Below are 19135 nucleotides of genomic sequence, written 5' to 3' on the forward strand. Positions count from 1 at the left end.
CTATAACAATTATCGAGAACAAACGAATTATTACTGGCTGTTTGTTAATTTACATCAAACACCAAGGTTAACCTTATTATCGGGAATGGGATATGTTTGAGCTTTGGTGTCGTCAGTTAATCCGTGAACCGTTTTTTCCCAGTAAAAAGGTTTGGAAATTAACTGCCAGGCAGCTTTGTAGGCCGCTATGCTCATCAGCACCCAATATACAGGCGTTATAATACCATACTTAACCAAACTAAATGATAGAGAGGACTCACCTTTCTTCTGCAAATCATTGATTACTTTATATACACCGGCAAGATTACTAAAAACAAACAGGAAGTTACCTAAAATAAGTTCTATAGCTGCAATATAATAGATGATTCCAGGAAAGAGCAGGGGAATCAAGTGATAATGGGTTAGATACCACAAACAAACTAATGACCACAAAATGGGATTTATCAGCGGGAGCAGAGGCGTGGCAAGAATGACAACTTGCATACCGAGCATTCCGCGGGTTCCGATTGTCCGCCATAATCGTAAGGGGGATCTCATGTGTACCAGCCAAGTTACCATATAGCCTTTGATCCAGCGCGATCTCTGCCTTATCCAATTACCAGAACGGCTGTTCGCTTCTTCCCAAGTTCTGGAGTCGACAATGGCAGTCGTGTAACCTTCACCATATAAACGTATACCCAGGTCGGCATCCTCTGTGACATTATAGGGGTCCCAGGCATTGAGCTTTTTTAAAATTTCTGTCTTAAAATGATTAGAAGTTCCCCCCAGAGGAATGGGAATATCCAGCTGCATGAGTCCGGGCAGCAATAAGTCATACCACATACTGTATTCTTGGGTAAACCAACGAGTAAGCAGATTTTGCTCGCTGTTATAATAGTTAAGCTTTGACTGGATGCAACAGCAGGTATCCGGACTTTGGCTGAAGGCGAGGTAGACCTTCTTAAGCTGATCAGGTTCGGGGCGGTCTTCGGCGTCATAAATAACAACATATTCCCCTCTAGCGTGGATTAGTCCGTAATTGCAGGCTTTCGGCTTTGTCTTGGGCATTGACTGAGGGACAACAATACATGAATAATAGTAGGGAAGTTTTAAGGATTGAAGAAGCTTCTGTGCTTCCTTATCATCCTCTTCGATTAACAAGCGAATGTCTAACTTGAATTTGGGATAATCAAGTCGTTCCAGATGTTCTACCAAGGCCGGTATGACACTACTTTCTTTATACATTGGCACTAAGATGGTGTATATTGGAAGATTTCGTTCGTCGATGGCAGCAATGTCTTCCTCTGACACTTTAATTTGGGAAGTGGTGCGGGTTCCGCGTAAAATCATCAGGAACTTGAGGATAGATACAAAGAAATAGATAAATTGAATTATGATATTAATCGTTAAAACAGTTTTAAAAGCATCCAAACACAGACAAGCAAAAAGCATAATTAAGCTAAGAACGATACCGATGGTTTGTTCTTTTGTAAGTAAAGTGCAGGCTGAAAGATCCGGGCTGTCAGTTGCCAGCTTCTTGATGCTTATGTCCATTAATTCATCTGTATAGGCTTGTCTCCATAGTAATTCCAGCTCCTGGTGAGAGGCGAGGACTTGCTCAATAGTATATCCGAGCGTTGATTCCAGATAGCTTATTTTATCGTCACTCAGGTATTTTGCTACGGCTACAACTGCTCGATTTAGACTTGTATGTATGACAATTGCCTTATATTCGCGCGCTATGTGCTCGGGGATTTTTAATGAGGAAACTGGAAATTGGGATCCGATACGTCCCATGCCTTGTTGGGTAGCGATTACTCTGAACAAGGTAGGGGCATCTACAAACCCAAGTGAAAGTATGATATCGCCTAAAAGTCCACCGCTTTTGCGCTGGAATTCTAAGGCTAAATTTAATTGTGCTTCGGTCAGAATATTTTGCTGAACAAGTATCTCACCGAGCCTGTTTTTCGGAGGAATTAATTCGGATATCTTATCAATTACACTATTATCCACCCAGCCGAAATCAACTAATATATTTCCCAGCCTGCCGCCATAATTCTCCTGATATGTAAGGGCAATTCTTAATTTTTCTTCAGTCAACAGACCTTTTTCAAGTAATATATCCCCGATACGCAGAGGGTTCTTATCATCATTCATATTAGTCACCTGATTATATGCTTGTTTGATGTCCAGAGGAAATAAGTGCTAAGAAAATAAATGTCCATGTTCTTATGGGCATAAATGATATAAATTAATCTAAGCACAACGGCCTATACGAATAGTACTACGGACCCATTGACTCTTTATAATTAATTTATATTAACGCTTATTATTACAATCGTCAATTTTTGATTTTATTTTTAACAACAAAATAGCCCAGCACTCAGGCCGGAAAAGGAACGTGTCCTCCATTGTGTGGGCGGCTGAATCCCCGGAAAGGGCTTACTTTATTTACGATCATGTTGTTAGCTCATGAAAAACAGAAACGGGCTAGTTCGCAGCGCGACTGCCCGTTCCGTGGGTATCAAAACAATCGTGTAGTTAATGAAGCTGAGTCTTGGAGATGAAACAATTTGTCGAATTTCGAAACCCGGCGTCAAATTGTCAAAAATCCCTTAATGCATATCAAAAAAATTGCACTAAGGGATTTTTTACTCCAATATAGCAGGAGTTTCCCTATAGCCTGATTAATATTGACTAATAAGCGGGAAACTATCATGGATTTGAAGAAAATTATGAAATTCAGTAAAGTTTTACATCAAAAAGATTTATTTCGACACTATATTTTCATTTTTCATGTTACAATTACTTAACGCTTAATAGTTATATAGATGCGATAGAGGCAAACTTAGTGAAAGCTAAGGACGCAAAGCTAAGGGTCTTCCCAGGTAAAGCTGATGACTGCCAAGCCGCCGACTAACAAATTGCAGATTATCGCTTTGCCTTTTAGGTAAGCGATTTATTTTATCCAATGTTAAGGCTCCCACTTCTACAAGCGGGAGTGATTCCTATACCTTGGTCATTGACTATGAGTTATCTTCTGACTTCGGAGGGATCGACATGAAATTCGTATTAATTTATCTCGTTCTCTTGACAATTATATTACTTTTTAATTATGGTGCTCACTCTAAAGAAAAAGATATACCTGAATTATTCGAACAAAAAGATCAAAACAAGAATGATTCCCATCGCTCAGACATTTAAAAACCATTCTAACAAAACAGTTCTGTCCTTTCAATAAAGTCGGAAAATTCCGAAAGTATTTTGGACAATAGGCTAAAAGCCACATCACCTTCAATTTGGTATATAATAAAACTTGGAGGGGTGTGAACATGAAGAAGCTTTTCGCTGTAATTATTTTGCTATCAATTGTTTTAGTCGGATGTGGAAGTTCCAAAACCCAAAATTCTGGGGTTTCTTCGCAAACGACGTTAGATGCCGCGCAGTCGGTTCAATCTAAAGACATTGATCAGCCGGTTAATAAAGCTCAAACTACGAATAGTCAAGGTAGTACAACTAATGGCACTAAGCAACAAGTCAGTAAAACTCAAGATACAAGTAATCCTGTTAATAAAACTGCGAAATTAGATAAAGCAGCATTTACTAAGTTCTTTGACGATACAGAGGTTCTTTTACACGAAATAGATGACCTTACTAATACGACCGACCCAAGTAATCTCGACTCTGTGAAGGCGAGTCTGAATAAAGTTTCAATTATCAATGATAAACTATACGACTTAAAAGTTCCTAACGATCCAACCGGAGCGATCAATCCCTACGAGTTACAATCTTATTTATCGGCGTACAATCTGGACTTCAAGGCATTGCTTATTTACAAACAATTGACCTTGACGAATCAGGCCACTGATATTGATCCTGTCGAAATGACCAAAAAGATGACAAAAGATCGAGAGCTGTATACTGCTGAGTTATCTAAGTATAGGGGAATCTGTAATTAAGGCTTTTAGGTATTATGAAATTTAGTACAATTTGAAGTTGTTTGCCGCGTTCCTATACAAGCAGAGAATCCCTGAAAGGCGTAAATTAATTGCCTTCAGGGATTTCTTTTTGAACAATTATATATGATTTAGAGATTCTAATACATGACTAACATGTCCAATATAAATATATCTAAAATCGCTAAAAATACTTAAATTACTCAAATTACTTAATTCACTAAAATTACTAATATCACTAAATATCTTTAGTATAAATCTGAAATACGTTCACTTCTTAACCAAACACCGGAGGGAAATAGGTCACCCAACCACCGGTCAAATCCCTGACGCGGGTAAATCCGTGTTGAGTCAAAATCCGATAGGCGACGTAACCGCGCAAGCCGATTTCGCAGTAGACAACAATATCTTTGTCTTTAGGCAATTCAGAGAGATGGTCGCGGAGTTCGTCGATGGGGATATGAATGGACCCGGGGATGAATTTCCCTCGACGCTCTTCAATGGTGCGTACATCGATAATATAGACATCGTTGGGGTTCATATCTTTGACTTCATACCAATGGACCATACGGACATCACCATTGATGACGTTCTCAGCCACATAGCCGGCCATGTTGACTGGGTCTTTGGCGGAGGAGAAGGGAGGAGCATAGGCTAATTCGAGTTCCTGTAAGTCATAGACGGTGCCTTGGCGGCGGATGACTCCGGCAATATCGTCGATTCGTTTATCGACACCGTTCATGCCGACAATTTGTGCTCCCAGGACTCGGTCGTTGCTTTTGTCAAAGAGCAGTTTTGTGGATAAGCGAGTGGCTCCGGGGTAATAAGCGGCATTAGAGCCGGAGTGCGTGAAGATGGCTTCGTAGGGAATTCCGTATCGTTTCAGCATTTTTTCATTAGCGCCGGTGGAGGCTGCTGCCATATCAAAGACTTTGGCAATGGAGGTTCCTTGAGTTCCTTCATATTTGCTGTCACGGCCGGCAATGATGTCGGCAACGATGCGGCCTTGTTTATTGGCGGGACCGGCCAGAGGTATGAGAGCCGGCTTTCCGGTGACAAAATGTTTTACTTCAATGGCATCGCCGACAGCGAAAATGTTAGGATCTGAGGTTTGGAGCTTTTCATTGACTTTGATTCCGCCCAATTCGCCGATAGCTAGTCCAGCTTCCTTAGCGAGTTTGATTTCGGGTTTGACGCCGATGGCCAGGATTGTCAATTCTGTCTCGACCTGATTACCGCTTTGCAGGGTGATAAGAGTCTTATCTCCTTCTTGGGTGAAGGATTTTACTCCGTCTTCTAAGATCAGATCAACGTTTTTGTTAAAAATATGTTCGTGCAGTATGGCTGCCATTTCATAGTCCAAGGGGGCCATGACCTGATTGCTCATTTCAATCAGTGTGGTGGCTACTCCTTTATGCTGCAGATTTTCTGCCATTTCCAGGCCGATAAATCCGCCGCCTACAACGGCAGCTGAGCGAGGTTGTTTCTCATCAATATATTGTTTAATACGGTCAATATCAGTAACGTTGCGCACGACTAATGCTTCGATGTCGTCAATTCCGGGAATTGGCGGGCGAAGCGGTGCTGCTCCGGGAGAAAGGATCAATTGGTCATAGGTTTCGCGATAGGTTTTACCGTAAGCTTCTTGGACCTCGACAATTTTTTCTGCGGGAAGTATTCGGGTGACTTCGCTAAAGGTTCGGACATCGATGTTAAAGCGTTTTTTCATTCCTTCGGGTGTTTGAACGAGCAGAGCATCTCTTTGGTTAATGACTCCGCTGACATAATAGGGTAAACCGCAGTTTGCGTAAGAAATATGTTCTCCACGTTCAAAGATGATGATTTCCATGTCTTCATCCAGACGACGTAACCGTGCTGCGGCGCTGGCTCCTCCAGCTACTCCGCCGACTATGACTACTTTCTTGCCCATCACAACGTCTCCTTCGGCTTATAGATTAAAACCCCGCCCCTAAGGGGTAACTGAATTCATGAAAATAATAACACGATTATTGGCATTTGACAATAATCGTGTTATTCTCAAGTTAGGTATCTGAGAGCAGCTTAAACCGAAAGGAGAGACCCTATGCCTAGACCGGTGAAATGGAGAAGGGTTGAATATATACCTGAGAATAAATTTTTCGCTCCCTGTCCTAAGGGTAAATGCGCTTGTTTGGAGGGGGCTGAACAGAGCCAGCTTAAACAGATCCAACTTAAAATAGAAGAATTAGAAGCTATGCGGCTGAAGGATATTGAAAAACTATCCCAAGAAGAGTGTGCTGCCCGGATGCAGATCTCTCGGCAGACCTTTCAAAATATTATTGATGAAGCACGGAGAAAAGTTGTCAGAGCGTTACTGGAAAACAGAGCGATCAGGATTGAAGGCGGCCATTATACAAAAAATGTTTGTTATTTTAAATGTATGTCTTGTGGAAATGAAATGACAGCTACTTATGAGGAACGCAGGCTGATTTGCCAACAATGCGGCTCAAATAAGGTTGAGTGTGATAAGAAGCAATGTTGTCAGACACCTTGTGATAAGTGAAAGCATCGGGCAGTAAACCCGGTGCTTTCGCTTTGATTTTATCTTATCTTATCTTTTCTTCTTAAATAGTGCTGTTTATAACTCCTAATCCTATTGTTTTATTCAATGCTATCTTTGCAATAACTTATTCAATTATTCGTAATTGATCAATCATACTCAGTTAATCGAAAAGGTCGTTGGTTGTGGTGTCAACAATTTTGACATCCCGTTTGGAAATGAGTTCACCTCCGGCGGTGAGGAATATATTCTTGGCAATGATTTGATCCATGACGGCTTCAATGCCGGCGGCAGTCAAATCTTCTTTGGGCTGGGGCAGGGTTATGGTTACGGCGCTTCCAGCAGCGTTGTTGAAGGTCATTCTCAGAACTTTCTTAGTTGTGCTGGCCACGGGGATTCCTCCTTTCTCTGGGGGTTATTTTTTTGTTATTGAATCTTGTTCATCCTTCGTTACTGAGTCAGGTCAACTCGGTTGTCCCTTCTGACGCTGATTAAGGGGTAGTCCTGAAGGCTATAAAGGGCTGCGGCTACATCATAGATATCTTGGTCTGAGCTGGCAGATTTTACGTTTGGGAAACTGCGCTGGCTGAGTTTCGGGGAACCTTGCGCGGTCAAACCAATCTGATAGGTTACGACCATTACGGAATCTTTTGCACTGGCGACAACTGGCATGATTTCACTCCCTTTCTTAATAATTAGACCGCACTCTTGGGAAGAGTGCTTGTCCTAATTTCAGTATATTGAAGGTTATGACTTCCTGTCACAGTCTGGGAAAGACAGGGAATAAAATCACACCCCGCTCAGTCTGCGTAATCTGTCCATTCTCCCCCTAACACTTCGGCGATTCGTCGGGCCCAGGAAGGGCTCATGCGACGTTTGCCCCGTTCTAAATCACTGATAATATTAGCGGGAATGCCTGTTTTTTCGGCTAATTCCTTCTGAGTTCCAATTGCTGCTTTAAGGCGGGCGCTTCTTAATTTTTGACCATAATAGATTACTTGCTCTTTTTTTCTCAAACCTCCGGCCCTCCTTCACTCACTGGTTTAATCCTAATATTATATGGACATGCCCTTGAGGTGGTGCTTGGGGGTTGTTAGGAAAATGATGAATTTTAGGTCTTGACAAGAGCGGCAGATTGGAAGAAAATTAGTCATGCTAGCAAACAATATGCATACGAACGGTTGCAGTGCAAACATAAGGGGGATTGGAATGAAAAGAGTTGCTTTAATCGTGCTGGCCTTGGCTGTTGTTCTGACGGGCTGTGGTACAACGAGTCAACCGGCAGGTCAATCAGCTGCTAAAGCAAGTACTGATGCTCAAACAAAGAAACCTGTCTATGTTATGGCGGGAATTATCAATGCCAACGATAAGGCGAATATTACGTCGAAGATCGCTGCTAAGGTCACAGGGATTTCTGTAGACGTTGGTTCTGTCGTCAAACAAGGAGATGCTTTAATCACCTTAGATACGAATGATATTCAGGCCCAAGTGAACCAAGCCCAAGCAGCAGTGGCAGCGGCTCAGGCGAATCTGGCCAATGCTCAAGCCGGAGCGCGGCCTGAACAGATTTCTCAGGCTCAGGCAGCGGTAGACGCAGCGAAAAGCGCTTATACGAATGCGCAAACGACTTATAACCGGGATCAACAGCTATTTCAGTCGGGAGCTCTTCCGCAAGCACAATTAGATGCTGTTCAGACTCAGCTCACAGCTGCTCAAGCACAGTATAACTCGGCCCAAGATCAGTTGGATTTGTTAAAGAAGGGGCAAACCAAGGAAGCCATCGATGCCCTGCAGGCTCAAGTTCAACAGGCTCAGTCGGCCTTGGATTATGCTAAAACAATGTTGTCCAATGGAACCATTGCTGCTCCTATAGCGGGTACAATTAGTGCAAAAAGTATCAATATCGGGGAATTGGCTTCCCCCGGAGAAACTTTACTTACGATTACGAATAATACGTCTTTATTTGTCAATGCCTCTTTGCCGGCGGGACTTGCTGGCAGTGTTAAGGTCGGCCAAAACGTTGATGTGAAAGTTTCCGAGATTCCTGATAAAAATTTCACAGGGACTGTTTCAATGGTCAACTCTGTTGTTGATTCCCAAAATACAAGTGTATTAGTGAAAATCCAGATTAATAATCCGGATCCCGCATTAAAACCCGGTATGCTGGCAGAAATAGGCCTTAAAAAGTAAGGAGGCGATAAGATAAGATGAACGAAAAGCGCAAGAAAATGATTTTAGCAATTCTAGTAGTAATGATCATAGCTTTTGCTGGGATCGGAGGATATTACTGGTATCAAAATACGTATTACGTTTCCACTGAGGATGCTACCGTAACGGGTGACCTGGTAGCTGTAAGTCCCCAGATCTCCGGAAAGCTGGTAGAATTAGATGTCGAAGAAGGAGATACAGTGATTCAGGGCCAAATTATCGGCCGCCAGGGCATTGATAATCCTTCGGATACCAACATTGATGAAACGGTTCTCAGGGCACCGATCAATGGAATTGTAATTAAGAAACAAGCAACTGTGGGAGAAGTTGTCGCCCCTGGTCAAACCATTGCTTACCTCATTGATCCTAAGAAACTGTATGTTTCGGCGAATATCGAAGAAACAAAACTTGGTTCTGTTAAAGCAGGCCAAAAAGTCGATCTTACGATTGACCAATTTGGCAGCAAACAATTTACGGGTACGGTCAAATATGTCGGTCAAGCTGCAAACTCTGCCTTTTCTCTGCTGCCGACTTCAACAAGCGGAACGTTTACCAAGGTTATTCAAAAAATACCTGTAAAAATTATCCTTGATAAAAACGATGCTTCAATTCTGCCAGGGACAAATGCTGTGGTCCATATTCACATCAAGTGATGAGGTGAGATAAGTATGACTGAACATCACCATCCTGAACCGGAAGGCGCAGGTGACAGCTCTTATAAGTGGTTAGCCTTATTTGTGGTAGTCATAGGTACCTTCATGGTTATGTTGGACAGCAGTATTGTTAATATTGCGATTCCTAAAATGATGAATGTTTTCGGCACGGATTTGGACTCTATTAAGTGGGTGCTGACGGGTTATACCCTGGCCATGGGTGCCGTCGTCCCGATTACCGGTTTTTTAAGTGATACGTTTGGTATTAAAAAACTCTTTATTGGTGCTCTGGGATTATTTACGATAGGTTCTTTCTTATGTGGTTTTTCCTGGAGCAATAATGTGATGGTTATCTTCCGAGTTGTGCAGGCAGTGGGCGGCGGAGCTATCATGCCTGTCGGAATGTCCTACATTATGCAGATTTTCCCGGTTCATGAGCGGGGAAAAGCTCTAGGCTTCTGGGGGATTGCCTCCATGGCTGCTCCGGCTATCGGTCCTACTTTGGGAGGATATATTATTCAATACATGGATTGGCGCTTTATTTTCTATGTTAATGTTCCTATCGGTATCTTTGGGGTTATCTTTGCCAGTATCTTACTTAAAGATACGCCTTTAGTTCCCTACAAAGGAGATTTTGACTTTATTGGTTTAGTGTCTTCGATTGTGGGTATCGTGAGCCTTCTTTATGTCCTTGGTGAAGCAGATACTATCGACTGGGGAAATGTAAAATACCCGCTGTTGATAGCCCTTGGCGTTTTTGGCCTCATGATCTTTGTGGTTAATGAACTAAACCATCCTAACCCTATGCTGGAATTGCGTGTTCTTAAGATCTATGATTTTACCCTCAGCCAATTTATTACGGGTATTACGACCCTGGCTCTGATGGGTGGAGTTTATGTACTTCCTCTGTTTCTGCAAAATTTAAGAGGTTACACGGCTATGGAAACAGGGTTGATTCTTTTTCCCTCAGCCATTGCTTCAGGTCTGATGATGCCCGTCAGCGGTGCGATATTTGATAAGTTCGGGGCTAAAGTGGTTACCCTGCCCGGACTTCTGATTCTTGCCTTTGCTACCTATCAAATGTCGCTCTTTAATATGAATACCCCCTCGACTTATATTACGATTGTTGCGGCGATCCGGGGAGTCGGTCTTGGGCTGGCTATGATGCCTGTCAACACGGCGGCGATGAACGCTGTTCCCAGGCATTTATACGGGAAAGCAACCGCCCTTTCCACGACGATCCGCAGTATTTTGCAAGCTGTAGCTATCACCTTTATGACGACGATCATTTCTGGATCCACCAATGTTAACTATGCTAGACTGGCTGAACAGATAACGCCTTTTAATCGGACGGCCTCTTCAGTCATTACCATGTTGAAAGGTGTCTATTGGAGTTACGGGTTACCGCAAGTGGATGCCCTGAAAAATGCTTATGCAACCCTTGGACAGGTGATTTATGGTCAAGCTTATCTGGATGCCATGAATCATGCGATTGCTCTTACTGTGCCGATAGTTTTCGTGGCGATCGTGTTAGTTCTCATGATGAGTCCCAAAAAGGCAGCTGAGCAGAAGAAGGGTCCAACTCAAGATGGAGAGAAGGTGGCTCATGAACCAGAAACAGGAGTCGCAGCAATTATGGAGTAGTCCTCCAGAGAGCCCTTCAGAGCGAATCGTATTTTTATTCAAAGCGGTTCAGAAAATCTACCGAGACCAAATTTTCGAAAAGTCACAGCAATATGGGTTTACTGGACCGCAATTAGGTTTGATCTTTAGCCTGAGCAAGCACCCTTATTCTACCTTAAATGAGCTGAGTGAATGTATTGGGTTATCTAAGAGTACGGTCTCGGGAATTGTTAACCGTTTGGTTGGTCAGGGAGTTGTGATTCGTGAGATTCCCGAGAATAATCGGCGAATTGTTCGTTTATCTCTTTCCCCGGAATTTGAAAAAAACAACGTAATCAAAGAACTGTTCAACAATTATATTTCGGATTCACTCAAGGGTGCCAGTGATGATGAACTCGAGAAAATAATTGCTGGGCTGGATGCTCTTTATACCCTATTGACTAAAGGCAGTGATCCATCCTAGAACCCTTAGCCAAGATACAAACGCATGAAGAACTGTAGAACTGTTTCACAGAATTTAAAGGCTCAGCTGAGGTTTTGAACTGCCCCCCCTGTTCAGAAGGGGAGCATATCATGTCACTCAACTGAGCCCTTTTTCGTTGATCCAGCTTTTAAGACCGCCAGACAAAAAATCCTATAATCAGAAGGCAAATAACCACAGTTCCCGCAATAATTAATAAGTCTTGGCGGGATGGCAGATGGAAGGGAGAATCATTAAGGTGCTTCCAGGGCATCGTTTTCACTCCTCACACTAAATGGATAACTATATATTCCACGTCAAGCTAAATTTTCCTTTAACATCCATAACATATCTTGGAATTATTTCTAAAGTCTATTAGTTTGCATCTTATTTTGGTATTCGACATAATCTTGTTCAACAAATAATCTTCATTTGATCATTTGCGATAACTCTATCTGTTCACAATAGGCTTAAACTTTATTCACTTGACAAATAAAGCGATTAAATGCTAAAATAACTAAATGTGGTGGCTTCTCACCGCAACCGCTCAAATCAGGTATTAACAGGTTTTTAAGCTTTTAAAGCCGGCCTGCAATGGCGAGTCTAGGGTATGGGAGGTGTAATGTAATTATGTACGCAGTAATTGAAACCGGCGGCAAACAGTTTAAAGTCCAAGAAGGCGACGAAATTTTCGTTGAGAAATTGGAAGCTAATGTCGGAGATACGGTGACTATTGACAAAGTTCTGCTCTTAGAAAAAGAGGGTGTTGTCAAAGTCGGTACTCCTGTTGTAGCAGGTGCTAGCGCAGTGCTTAAAGTTGTAGAGCACGGCAAAGGGGCGAAAGTTATTGTTTTCAAATATAAGGCGAAGAAAAACTATCGTCGTAAACAAGGACATCGTCAACCTTACACAAAAGTTCGCATCGAAGCACTCCAAGCCTAAAGGAGAAGAGGGAATTCGTTTCCTGGTTTGGCTGGATGAACTGAAGCGGATTCGCGGTTTTGAAATCTCCGGTCATTCCGGATATGCGGAAGCAGGACAAGATATTGTCTGTGCTGGGGTTTCTGCTCTGAGCATCGCAGCTGCCAATGGTTTGGAACATTTCCTTTCTCAGGCTCCTCAAGTGCAGGAAGACATAGGCTTTCTTTCTTGTCAGCTGACAGGAATTTCTGAGCAGGAATTGGATCAGGCGCAGTGGATTCTGCAAACCTTAAAGCTTGGTATCGAACAAATAGAAGCGGTCTACGGGCCGGCATATATATTAATTGATCAAAGGAGGTGGACTCCATGTTAAACATGAATCTGCAGCTCTTTGCCCATAAAAAAGGGGTAGGTAGTTCCAGAAACGGCCGGGACAGTAATGCCCAACGTCTTGGGTTAAAACGAGGCGACGGACAATTCGTTACAGCCGGAACAATTATCGTTCGCCAACGGGGAACGAAGTTCCATCCCGCTAAAAATTGCGGCATCGGTAAAGATGATACCTTATTTGCACTCATTGATGGTTATGTTAAATTTGAGCATAAAGACAGGGTGCACAAACAAGTGAGCGTTTATGCGGAACGCAAAACACCGGCGGTTGTTGCAAAATAAGCTGTTTCCCTTACGCCCCTGGGATTTCCCCAGGGGCTTTCTATGCTCGGCATAAGCCGAGTTTTCTTTATACATACAAGAAATACATAGTAATCTTAACCCTAATTTATCCAATCTTAAGACTCTCCCACTTCTGCAAGTGGGAGAGGTTCCCATACCTTGCGGGAATTATGTTACCAAAGAGAGGAAAGGATGATAATGTCAGAACTTGAACATCAGTTATTAGAAGAGATGGTTCAGTGGTATCGCCTGCAGCGGCATGATTTTTTTAACCACTGGCAAGTCGTAATGGGGAATATACAGCTTCAGCAGCCGGAGAAGGCCTTTGATTATATCCTCGGTGTGATCAAGCCTCAGGAGGAGCAGAAGATTGGCCAAATTCCCGTCCCGGTGCTTTCGGCAATTCTGCTCGGTTGGATCATTCGCCTTAGAAAGCTGGATATTACGACCTCTTTGAGTTTTCCGGATGTGATGAGACTGGAAGATTTTTGGCAGGATCATTGGCAAAAAGAATATGGAGAGAGCTTATTCGGGTACACTAGAGAGTGTTTAGACGAGGTACAGCAGTATAATGGATTGCCGGATTTAAATTCGGAAGTCTATTTATTTGAAGAGAACCAAGGCTTTTCTTGCCAGTTTATTCTGGAGGATGAAGAAAAAGTGCTCTTTGAGAAGATGAGTTATTTTGGGATACAAGGAGAATAGCCATGTCGTTATTTTATGATCGTGCAAAGATTTATGTCAAGGGAGGCGATGGCGGAGCAGGTGCTGTCGCCTTTCGCCGGGAGAAATACGTGCCGGAAGGCGGCCCCAGCGGCGGAGACGGAGGCCGGGGCGGTGATGTTGTTTTTGTTGGTGACGAGGGCATGAGTACTCTGGTGGATTTCCGCTATAAACGCCATTATAAAGGGGATCGGGGCGAGCATGGGCAGTCGAAGAATATGACCGGAAAAAGCGCTGACGATGTCGTTCTGCGTATTCCCGTGGGCACGGTAGTTTTGGATGATGACAGCGGAAATGTGATTGCCGATATTACAGAACATGGACAACGGGTGATCGTTGCCGCCGGCGGCAGAGGAGGCCGGGGAAATGCCCGCTTTATGAGCAATACGAACAAAGCCCCTACCCTGGCGGAGAATGGTGAACCGGGTGAGGAGCGCTGGCTGAGATTAGAATTAAAACTGTTGGCAGACGTGGGCTTGGTCGGATTCCCCAATGTGGGGAAATCTACCTTGATTTCTAAGGTTTCGGCTGCAAAACCCAAGATTGCCGATTATCATTTCACGACCCTTGTACCGAATCTCGGGGTCGTTGACCTCGAAGACGGACTGAGTTTTGTTATGGCAGATATTCCTGGCCTGATTGAAGGCGCCCATACCGGAGCGGGATTAGGTCACGAATTTTTGCGGCATACGGAGAGAACTCGCTTGATTTTACATGTTTTGGATATTTCCGGGTCGGAAGAACGAGACCCTCTGGAGGATTTCCGCATTATTCAGGAGGAGCTTAGACTGTATAGTCCGGCCTTAGCTGAGCGTCCTCTTCTGATTGCAGCTAATAAAATGGATATTCCGGGAGCGGAAGAAAATCTTCAGCGCCTCAAGGATGAGCTGGAGGAGGGGCAAGAGGTTTTCCCCATCTCTGCGGCAACCGGTGAGGGACTACAAGCTTTGATTTATCGGATTGCTCAACGTTTACCGGATATTCCTATGCCGGAAATTACAAATTATGATGAGGAACATTTGGTAACAAAAGCAGAGCCGGAAAAACGCTTCGAAATTACTAAAGACAACGATCATTATCTGATTACAGGAAAAGAAATCGAGAAACATGTGGCCATGACGTTATTTGACCACGAAGAGAGTATTTACCGTTTTCAAAATATCTTAAAAGCCATGGGGGTTGACGATGCTCTGCGTGAAGCGGGAATTAAAGAGGGAGATAGTGTTGAGATTGCGGGAGTAAGCTTTGAATGGGAGTAGACAGCAAAAAGAATTTGGACCTTTGGAGGTAATACTGTGAAGAAACGTCTCTGGTGGGGAATAGGAATCGTAGTTGTACTTCTGGCGGCTGGCGGCTGGTGGTTTTGGCGAAATGCTCAAAGTCCGCTGAAGGTCAGTGCCGGCAAAGTATCTCCGCTTTCGATGCAGGAAGACATTTATGCCACGGGAAATGTCGTTCCTAATACCCGCCAGGATGTATACGCCTTAAACCCCGGTCTTGTTTCCAAGGTTTCAGTTAAGGTTGGAGACTCTGTCAAAACCGGTCAGGTCCTGGTCGCCCTTGACCAGACGTTGGCCAATGCCCAAGTCGCACAGGCTCAAGCGAATGTTGATGCAGCGCAGGCCGGCGTCAATGCTGCCCAAAGTAATATAACAGAATTGAAGCAAGCTCAGAATGCTGTTCAAAGCTCTGCAGCAACTGCCGGAGCCGCTCAAACGGGTGCAGGCACCGTTAATATCAGCGCCAGCAATCCGGCAGCAGCGGGTTCAGCGGTTCCTAGTGCTTTGTCAAGCAGCGGTCTGGGAAGTTCTGTCCACCAGGCCGAAGGAACTCTGGCTCAGAGTCAGGCCGGATTAAAGCAGGCCCGGGAAGCCTTGCAGGTTGCTCAGGTTCAGAGAGACCAATTCATCTATAAATCGACCCTTGACGGGACAGCTCTTGAGGTCAATGCTCAGGCCGGCAATCCGGCGCCGGTTCAGCAGCCTTTAGCGGTGGTAGCGGATCTGAAGCATATGAATGTGCAAATGCAGCTGAATGAAATGGATGCTGCTAAGCTCAAGGTAGGCGGAAAAGTGACAGTGACCAGCAAGACTCTGGGAAGCACCTCTCTGACGGGAGTTATTGCTAAAATTGCACCTGAGGCGGTTATTCAGCCATCCGCTCAAGGCAATGCTTCTCCAACTGTGGCGGTGACGGTCCGTTTAGATCAAGCGCCGGCTTTGTTGAAGCCGGGTTATTCCGTAACTGTCCAAGCTATTGTGGCCGAGAAGAAACATGTTCTGGCGGTTCCTCTAGAATCCTTATTTCAGGAGGGAAGCAAGAATTATGTCTATCGTATTCAGAACGGGCTTCTTCAGAAAACGGAGGTCAAGGTGGGGATCGGCAATGATACCGATCAGGAAATTACCGCCGGGCTAAAATCCGGGGATCTGATTGTTCTCAATCCTACGAATCAACTTTCTCAAGGCCAGACTGTAACTCCTGATTTAGGGAGTGAAGGAGCATGAGTCTGTATGAGGCCCTGCGGGGAGCCCTGTTTAGTTTGCGGACCAACAAGCTGAGGACAGGCCTGACTATGTTGGGTATTGTCATAGGAATCGCTGCCGTTATTGCTGTGGTAACCATCGGCTTGGGCGGCAAAGCTGCTATAATGCAGGAAATGGAAAAAAGCGGCGTTAATCTTTTTGTTTTGTACCCGAAATCCGTGGGCCAAACGGCGCAAACCGAGGATAACGTCTTGACCCTGCAGGATTGTGAAACTTTAAAAAGGTCCTTACCTCAGGTTAAGACGCTGCTTCCGGCAAGCGTTAACTATGCTGCTTTGGAAGTTAATCAAAAAAATTCCTCAGCTTTGATTGTGGGAACAACTTCGGAATTTGCCGGTTTGCGCAGCCGGGATGTGGCCTTGGGACGCTTTTTCTCCGGGGAGGAATATGATGCGGAGCGCCGTGTTGTGGTCATTGACCAAAGCCTGGCGGATTCGTTGTTTGGAGCCGGTAACCCTTTGGGACAGCAGGTGATGATCCAAAACGTTCCGTGCAGAGTTATCGGAGTTTTGGCTAAAGATACCTCAGCCTTTTCCCAGTTTGAAGTGGGTCCTCAGAATGCCTATGCTTATGTTCCCTGGGGGACTTGGTCCGATATTTTTCAGTCGACCCGGGTTGACCAGTTAGAGGGTGCCACATATCAGGAATCTGATCTGGACAGCGTTATCTCCAGCGCCAAACGAATTTTGAATGTGCGCCATGGAACAACTGATCAGTATCAGGCCTATAATGTCCAGCAGTTAGTGCAGTCTGCCGATAAAATTACCCGAATTTTAACGAGTATTATCGGCTTGGTCGCCGGGATTTCGCTTTTGGTCGGCGGGATTGGCATCATGAATATTATGTTGGTGTCGGTGACGGAACGAACGCATGAAATCGGCTTACGGAAAGCTGTCGGGGCCAAAGAGCGCGATATTTTGCTGCAATTTCTTTTGGAAGCGATTGTCTTAGCGGTCTCGGGGGGCATTGTGGGGATTGCCCTGGGCGTGGGAAGTGCTCTGACGGCGGCGGATCTTTTAAACTGGCCGCCTCTGTTATCCGGATGGGCGATTCTTTTTGCTGTGACGTTTTCCTTGGCAGTCGGACTTTTCTTTGGCTATTACCCGGCGCTGCAAGCCGCGAAACTTGAACCGATTACAGCTTTGAGATATGAATGATGCTTGAGTACAAGAGATCGAATTAAGGAGGAAACTTTGTGTTAAAAGGTAAGCAAAAACGTTATTTAAGGGCCATGGGTAATGAAATGGACCCAATTCTTCAAGTCGGTAAGGGCGGAATTGGGGAAAACGTCGTCACTCAGACCAATGAGGCTTTAGAGGCTCGTGAACTGATCAAAGGCCGGGTTTTGCAAAATTGCCTGGAGGAGCCCAAGAGTGTGGCAGCTGATCTGGCTGAACAAACCGGGTCTGAGCTGGTTCAGGTCATCGGCAGGAATTTTTTGCTTTACAGGCCAGCAAAAGAAAAGCCGCTGATTGTTTTGCCGGATTAGAACCAAGCGAAGGAAGACTTTAGGTGACAGTCCCTGGGGTTGGAATTCAGACGTAGATATATGACGTTGGCTATCTTAAGAAATAGGTGATAAAAAAGGTTTCGGGGCGTTTTCCCGAAACCTTTTTTATTTAATTGTAAGACTCCCACTTCTATAAGTGGGAGTGAGCCCTCGTACTCTGCTTCGGTGGGGGTAGAGTCTCCCACCGAAGTCTCGACGTTTAGATCTAGCTGAACGAGTTCACTATCTATTTGAGTTAAATGCATAAATGGTTTTCTTAATGCAGGAACTACTATATAGTTGTTTTCAACAAGTTTATCGTCTATAAATCGTCTTGAGAATTCGATTTTGGTATTATGAAACTGATTCAATTGTCTTTATTTATGATATGGACTAATTGATCGGAGATGTAACTGGCCATCAGATTATATCCGATGTCTAGGGGATGAAGTCCGTCTGACAGAATGCCGGATAGATTCGTTTGATTTTCAGGAAAACCGTTCCAAACATCCAATAAATCTGCCCCGGTGTTATTACAGGCTATAATTATTTGGGAGCGGATACCTTTAAATAAGGATTCATCAGTAGATACCATCGGGGGTTCGACAATACAAAATATATCCGCTTGGGGGGCTTCCTTCTGAATGAGACGGATTAACCGGGTATATTTTAAAGAGAACTGGCCAGGCTGATAAAAATTTCGGTCATTTCTCCCCACGCAAATAAACACTGCGTCGGTATCTTTATTAATTTCAACGGCTCGCTGTAAACAATAATCTACAAGGGTTCCTGAGGAACCTTTGTTGTCCCAGATGATACGATGCCCATACAATTTGCTCAAAGAGTTGTTAAGATCTGAATTCCATCCGTTTGTTAAAGGATCTGAAGCGCCTTGACTCACCGAAATTGAATCCCCAAGAATGACTGCGTTGATGTTATTTGTTTTTAACTTTTTAATTCCTGTAATGACAGTACTCTGTGCCCCCAGCGCTTTTTGTGGGAGGGTAAAACTTACCGCAGCGAAGACCATTGCAAGGGATAGAATAATTGCTATTTTGTTTTTAACAAGCATTTGTTTCTTCTCGCTTTCTTGTTAGACATATTTGACAGGGCATTAGATAAATGTGTATTAATACTCAACTTTCATAATCTCACAATCTTTTTGCAAAGTAAGGGGAAACTTGTCAAACTAACAAAAAAATTTTCGTTTGATCCATCGTAAGACTACCACTTGTAGAAGTGGTAGTGGTTCCTATACCTTGTTTTAGCTGAACGAGTTCACTAGGAGGCCTGGCCTAAAAAATGACCGGCAAAAGATCTTGATATCGATGCCTTAACTGGTATAGTATGAGGGGAAAGTCTATCT

Annotated in this window: 21 protein-coding genes, 1 riboswitch and 1 other annotated feature; of the genes, 14 read left to right on the forward strand and 7 right to left on the reverse strand. The window is 44.0% G+C overall.

The window, feature by feature from the left end; genetic code table 11:
- Positions 1-54: 54 nt before the first annotated feature.
- Entirely contained in the window at positions 55-2136 is a 2082-nt protein-coding gene (locus B5771_RS15960; protein WP_088188426.1) for a glycosyltransferase family 2 protein, read from the reverse strand.
- A gap of 674 nt (positions 2137-2810) precedes the next feature.
- A riboswitch (cyclic di-GMP riboswitch) is annotated at positions 2811-2896 on the forward strand.
- A 415-nt stretch (positions 2897-3311) separates the two neighbouring features.
- Between B5771_RS15960 and B5771_RS15965 the strand changes: the two genes are divergently transcribed.
- Positions 3312-3938, forward strand: a complete 627-nt coding sequence (locus tag B5771_RS15965) for a hypothetical protein (protein ID WP_088188427.1) — start codon at positions 3312-3314, stop codon at positions 3936-3938.
- Between the two features lie 274 nt (positions 3939-4212).
- Here B5771_RS15965 and B5771_RS15970 read toward each other — a convergent pair whose 3' ends face one another.
- A complete protein-coding gene (locus tag B5771_RS15970; protein ID WP_088188428.1) occupies positions 4213-5865 on the reverse strand; it encodes an FAD-dependent oxidoreductase in 1653 nt (550 codons plus the stop codon).
- Positions 5866-6018: 153 nt separating this feature from the next.
- On the opposite strand from B5771_RS15970, the gene B5771_RS15975 reads away from it, so the two are divergent.
- Positions 6019-6477: a DUF134 domain-containing protein gene (locus B5771_RS15975; RefSeq protein WP_088188429.1), complete on the forward strand. Its 459-nt coding sequence runs from the start codon at positions 6019-6021 to the stop codon at positions 6475-6477.
- 160 nt (positions 6478-6637) lie between these two features.
- Here B5771_RS15975 and B5771_RS15980 read toward each other — a convergent pair whose 3' ends face one another.
- The 3 genes from B5771_RS15980 to B5771_RS15990 form a co-directional block, all read right to left on the reverse strand.
- Positions 6638-6865, reverse strand: a complete 228-nt coding sequence (locus tag B5771_RS15980) for a DUF2922 domain-containing protein (protein ID WP_088188430.1) — start codon at positions 6863-6865, stop codon at positions 6638-6640.
- 59 nt (positions 6866-6924) lie between these two features.
- The gene (locus B5771_RS15985; protein ID WP_088188431.1) at positions 6925-7146 is read right to left on the reverse strand and encodes a DUF1659 domain-containing protein; all 222 of its coding nucleotides are present in this window, start codon (positions 7144-7146) and stop codon (positions 6925-6927) included.
- Between the two features lie 128 nt (positions 7147-7274).
- Positions 7275-7490, reverse strand: coding sequence for a helix-turn-helix transcriptional regulator (locus B5771_RS15990; protein WP_088188432.1), 216 nt, complete (start codon positions 7488-7490; stop codon positions 7275-7277).
- A gap of 193 nt (positions 7491-7683) precedes the next feature.
- On the opposite strand from B5771_RS15990, the gene B5771_RS15995 reads away from it, so the two are divergent.
- The 4 genes from B5771_RS15995 to B5771_RS16010 are packed head-to-tail and all read left to right on the forward strand — an operon-like array spanning position 7684 to position 11421.
- Entirely contained in the window at positions 7684-8664 is a 981-nt protein-coding gene (locus B5771_RS15995) for an efflux RND transporter periplasmic adaptor subunit (protein WP_088188433.1), read from the forward strand.
- 17 nt (positions 8665-8681) lie between these two features.
- Positions 8682-9335: an HlyD family efflux transporter periplasmic adaptor subunit gene (locus B5771_RS16000; RefSeq protein WP_088188434.1), complete on the forward strand. Its 654-nt coding sequence runs from the start codon at positions 8682-8684 to the stop codon at positions 9333-9335.
- A gap of 15 nt (positions 9336-9350) precedes the next feature.
- Positions 9351-10979 carry a DHA2 family efflux MFS transporter permease subunit gene (locus B5771_RS16005; protein ID WP_088188435.1) on the forward strand — a complete coding sequence of 543 codons (1629 nt, stop codon included), beginning with the start codon at positions 9351-9353 and terminating at the stop codon, positions 10977-10979.
- A complete protein-coding gene (locus B5771_RS16010) occupies positions 10942-11421 on the forward strand; it encodes a MarR family transcriptional regulator (protein ID WP_088188436.1) in 480 nt (159 codons plus the stop codon). Before B5771_RS16005 ends, B5771_RS16010 begins: the two co-directional genes overlap by 38 nt.
- Before the next feature lie 148 nt (positions 11422-11569).
- Here the strand turns inward: B5771_RS16010 and B5771_RS25095 are convergent, their stop codons facing one another.
- Positions 11570-11692, reverse strand: a complete 123-nt coding sequence (locus B5771_RS25095) for a hypothetical protein (RefSeq protein ID WP_282433351.1) — start codon at positions 11690-11692, stop codon at positions 11570-11572.
- 257 nt (positions 11693-11949) lie between these two features.
- Positions 11950-12033 (forward strand) — a sequence feature (ribosomal protein L21 leader region).
- A gap of 15 nt (positions 12034-12048) precedes the next feature.
- Between B5771_RS25095 and rplU the strand changes: the two genes are divergently transcribed.
- The 8 genes from rplU to yhbY all read left to right on the forward strand — a co-directional run bounded on the left by rplU (position 12049) and on the right by yhbY (position 17769).
- The gene (gene rplU / locus B5771_RS16015) at positions 12049-12360 is read left to right on the forward strand and encodes a 50S ribosomal protein L21 (protein WP_088188437.1); all 312 of its coding nucleotides are present in this window, start codon (positions 12049-12051) and stop codon (positions 12358-12360) included.
- Positions 12266-12712, forward strand: a complete 447-nt coding sequence (locus B5771_RS16020) for a ribosomal-processing cysteine protease Prp (protein ID WP_348982957.1) — start codon at positions 12266-12268, stop codon at positions 12710-12712. Before rplU ends, B5771_RS16020 begins: the two co-directional genes overlap by 95 nt.
- On the forward strand, positions 12706-13011 hold the full coding sequence (gene rpmA, locus B5771_RS16025) for a 50S ribosomal protein L27 (RefSeq protein WP_088188438.1): 306 nt from the start codon (positions 12706-12708) through the stop codon (positions 13009-13011). The genes B5771_RS16020 and rpmA overlap by 7 nt, the downstream gene beginning before the upstream one ends.
- A 198-nt stretch (positions 13012-13209) precedes the next feature.
- Complete coding sequence (locus tag B5771_RS16030) at positions 13210-13716, forward strand: Spo0B domain-containing protein (RefSeq protein ID WP_242966863.1); 507 nt, start codon at positions 13210-13212, stop codon at positions 13714-13716.
- A gap of 2 nt (positions 13717-13718) precedes the next feature.
- Positions 13719-14993 (forward strand): GTPase ObgE, encoded by a 1275-nt coding sequence (gene obgE / locus B5771_RS16035; RefSeq protein WP_088188440.1) that lies wholly within the window; start codon positions 13719-13721, stop codon positions 14991-14993.
- Positions 14994-15029: 36 nt separating this feature from the next.
- The gene (locus tag B5771_RS16040; protein WP_088188441.1) at positions 15030-16241 is read left to right on the forward strand and encodes an efflux RND transporter periplasmic adaptor subunit; all 1212 of its coding nucleotides are present in this window, start codon (positions 15030-15032) and stop codon (positions 16239-16241) included.
- The gene (locus tag B5771_RS16045) at positions 16238-17437 is read left to right on the forward strand and encodes an ABC transporter permease (RefSeq protein ID WP_088188442.1); all 1200 of its coding nucleotides are present in this window, start codon (positions 16238-16240) and stop codon (positions 17435-17437) included. Before B5771_RS16040 ends, B5771_RS16045 begins: the two co-directional genes overlap by 4 nt.
- Positions 17438-17475: 38 nt before the next feature.
- Positions 17476-17769: a ribosome assembly RNA-binding protein YhbY gene (gene yhbY / locus B5771_RS16050; RefSeq protein WP_088188443.1), complete on the forward strand. Its 294-nt coding sequence runs from the start codon at positions 17476-17478 to the stop codon at positions 17767-17769.
- A gap of 367 nt (positions 17770-18136) precedes the next feature.
- On the opposite strand, the gene B5771_RS16060 is transcribed toward yhbY, so the two are convergent.
- Positions 18137-18841 carry an SGNH/GDSL hydrolase family protein gene (locus B5771_RS16060; protein WP_088188445.1) on the reverse strand — a complete coding sequence of 235 codons (705 nt, stop codon included), beginning with the start codon at positions 18839-18841 and terminating at the stop codon, positions 18137-18139.
- Positions 18842-19135 lie beyond the last annotated feature (294 nt).

Origin of the sequence: Desulfosporosinus sp. FKA (assembly GCF_002196785.1) — a bacterium.
Lineage (GTDB): Bacteria > Bacillota > Desulfitobacteriia > Desulfitobacteriales > Desulfitobacteriaceae > Desulfosporosinus > Desulfosporosinus acididurans.

Bases quoted from the DNA above. Each gene is read 5' to 3' on its own strand.
- B5771_RS15960 (WP_088188426.1), bottom strand. From the start codon at position 2,136: ATGAATGATGATAAGAACCCTCTGCGTATCGGGGATATATTACTTGAA.
- B5771_RS15965 (WP_088188427.1), top strand. From the start codon at position 3,312: ATGAAGAAGCTTTTCGCTGTAATTATTTTGCTATCAATTGTTTTAGTC.
- B5771_RS15970 (WP_088188428.1), bottom strand. From the start codon at position 5,865: ATGGGCAAGAAAGTAGTCATAGTCGGCGGAGTAGCTGGAGGAGCCAGC.
- B5771_RS15975 (WP_088188429.1), top strand. From the start codon at position 6,019: ATGCCTAGACCGGTGAAATGGAGAAGGGTTGAATATATACCTGAGAAT.
- B5771_RS15985 (WP_088188431.1), bottom strand. From the start codon at position 7,146: ATGCCAGTTGTCGCCAGTGCAAAAGATTCCGTAATGGTCGTAACCTAT.
- B5771_RS15995 (WP_088188433.1), top strand. From the start codon at position 7,684: ATGAAAAGAGTTGCTTTAATCGTGCTGGCCTTGGCTGTTGTTCTGACG.
- B5771_RS16000 (WP_088188434.1), top strand. From the start codon at position 8,682: ATGAACGAAAAGCGCAAGAAAATGATTTTAGCAATTCTAGTAGTAATG.
- B5771_RS16005 (WP_088188435.1), top strand. From the start codon at position 9,351: ATGACTGAACATCACCATCCTGAACCGGAAGGCGCAGGTGACAGCTCT.
- B5771_RS16010 (WP_088188436.1), top strand. From the start codon at position 10,942: ATGAACCAGAAACAGGAGTCGCAGCAATTATGGAGTAGTCCTCCAGAG.
- B5771_RS25095 (WP_282433351.1), bottom strand. From the start codon at position 11,692: ATGCCCTGGAAGCACCTTAATGATTCTCCCTTCCATCTGCCATCCCGC.
- rplU (WP_088188437.1), top strand. From the start codon at position 12,049: ATGTACGCAGTAATTGAAACCGGCGGCAAACAGTTTAAAGTCCAAGAA.
- rpmA (WP_088188438.1), top strand. From the start codon at position 12,706: ATGTTAAACATGAATCTGCAGCTCTTTGCCCATAAAAAAGGGGTAGGT.
- B5771_RS16030 (WP_242966863.1), top strand. From the start codon at position 13,210: ATGTCAGAACTTGAACATCAGTTATTAGAAGAGATGGTTCAGTGGTAT.
- obgE (WP_088188440.1), top strand. From the start codon at position 13,719: ATGTCGTTATTTTATGATCGTGCAAAGATTTATGTCAAGGGAGGCGAT.
- B5771_RS16045 (WP_088188442.1), top strand. From the start codon at position 16,238: ATGAGTCTGTATGAGGCCCTGCGGGGAGCCCTGTTTAGTTTGCGGACC.
- B5771_RS16060 (WP_088188445.1), bottom strand. From the start codon at position 18,841: ATGCTTGTTAAAAACAAAATAGCAATTATTCTATCCCTTGCAATGGTC.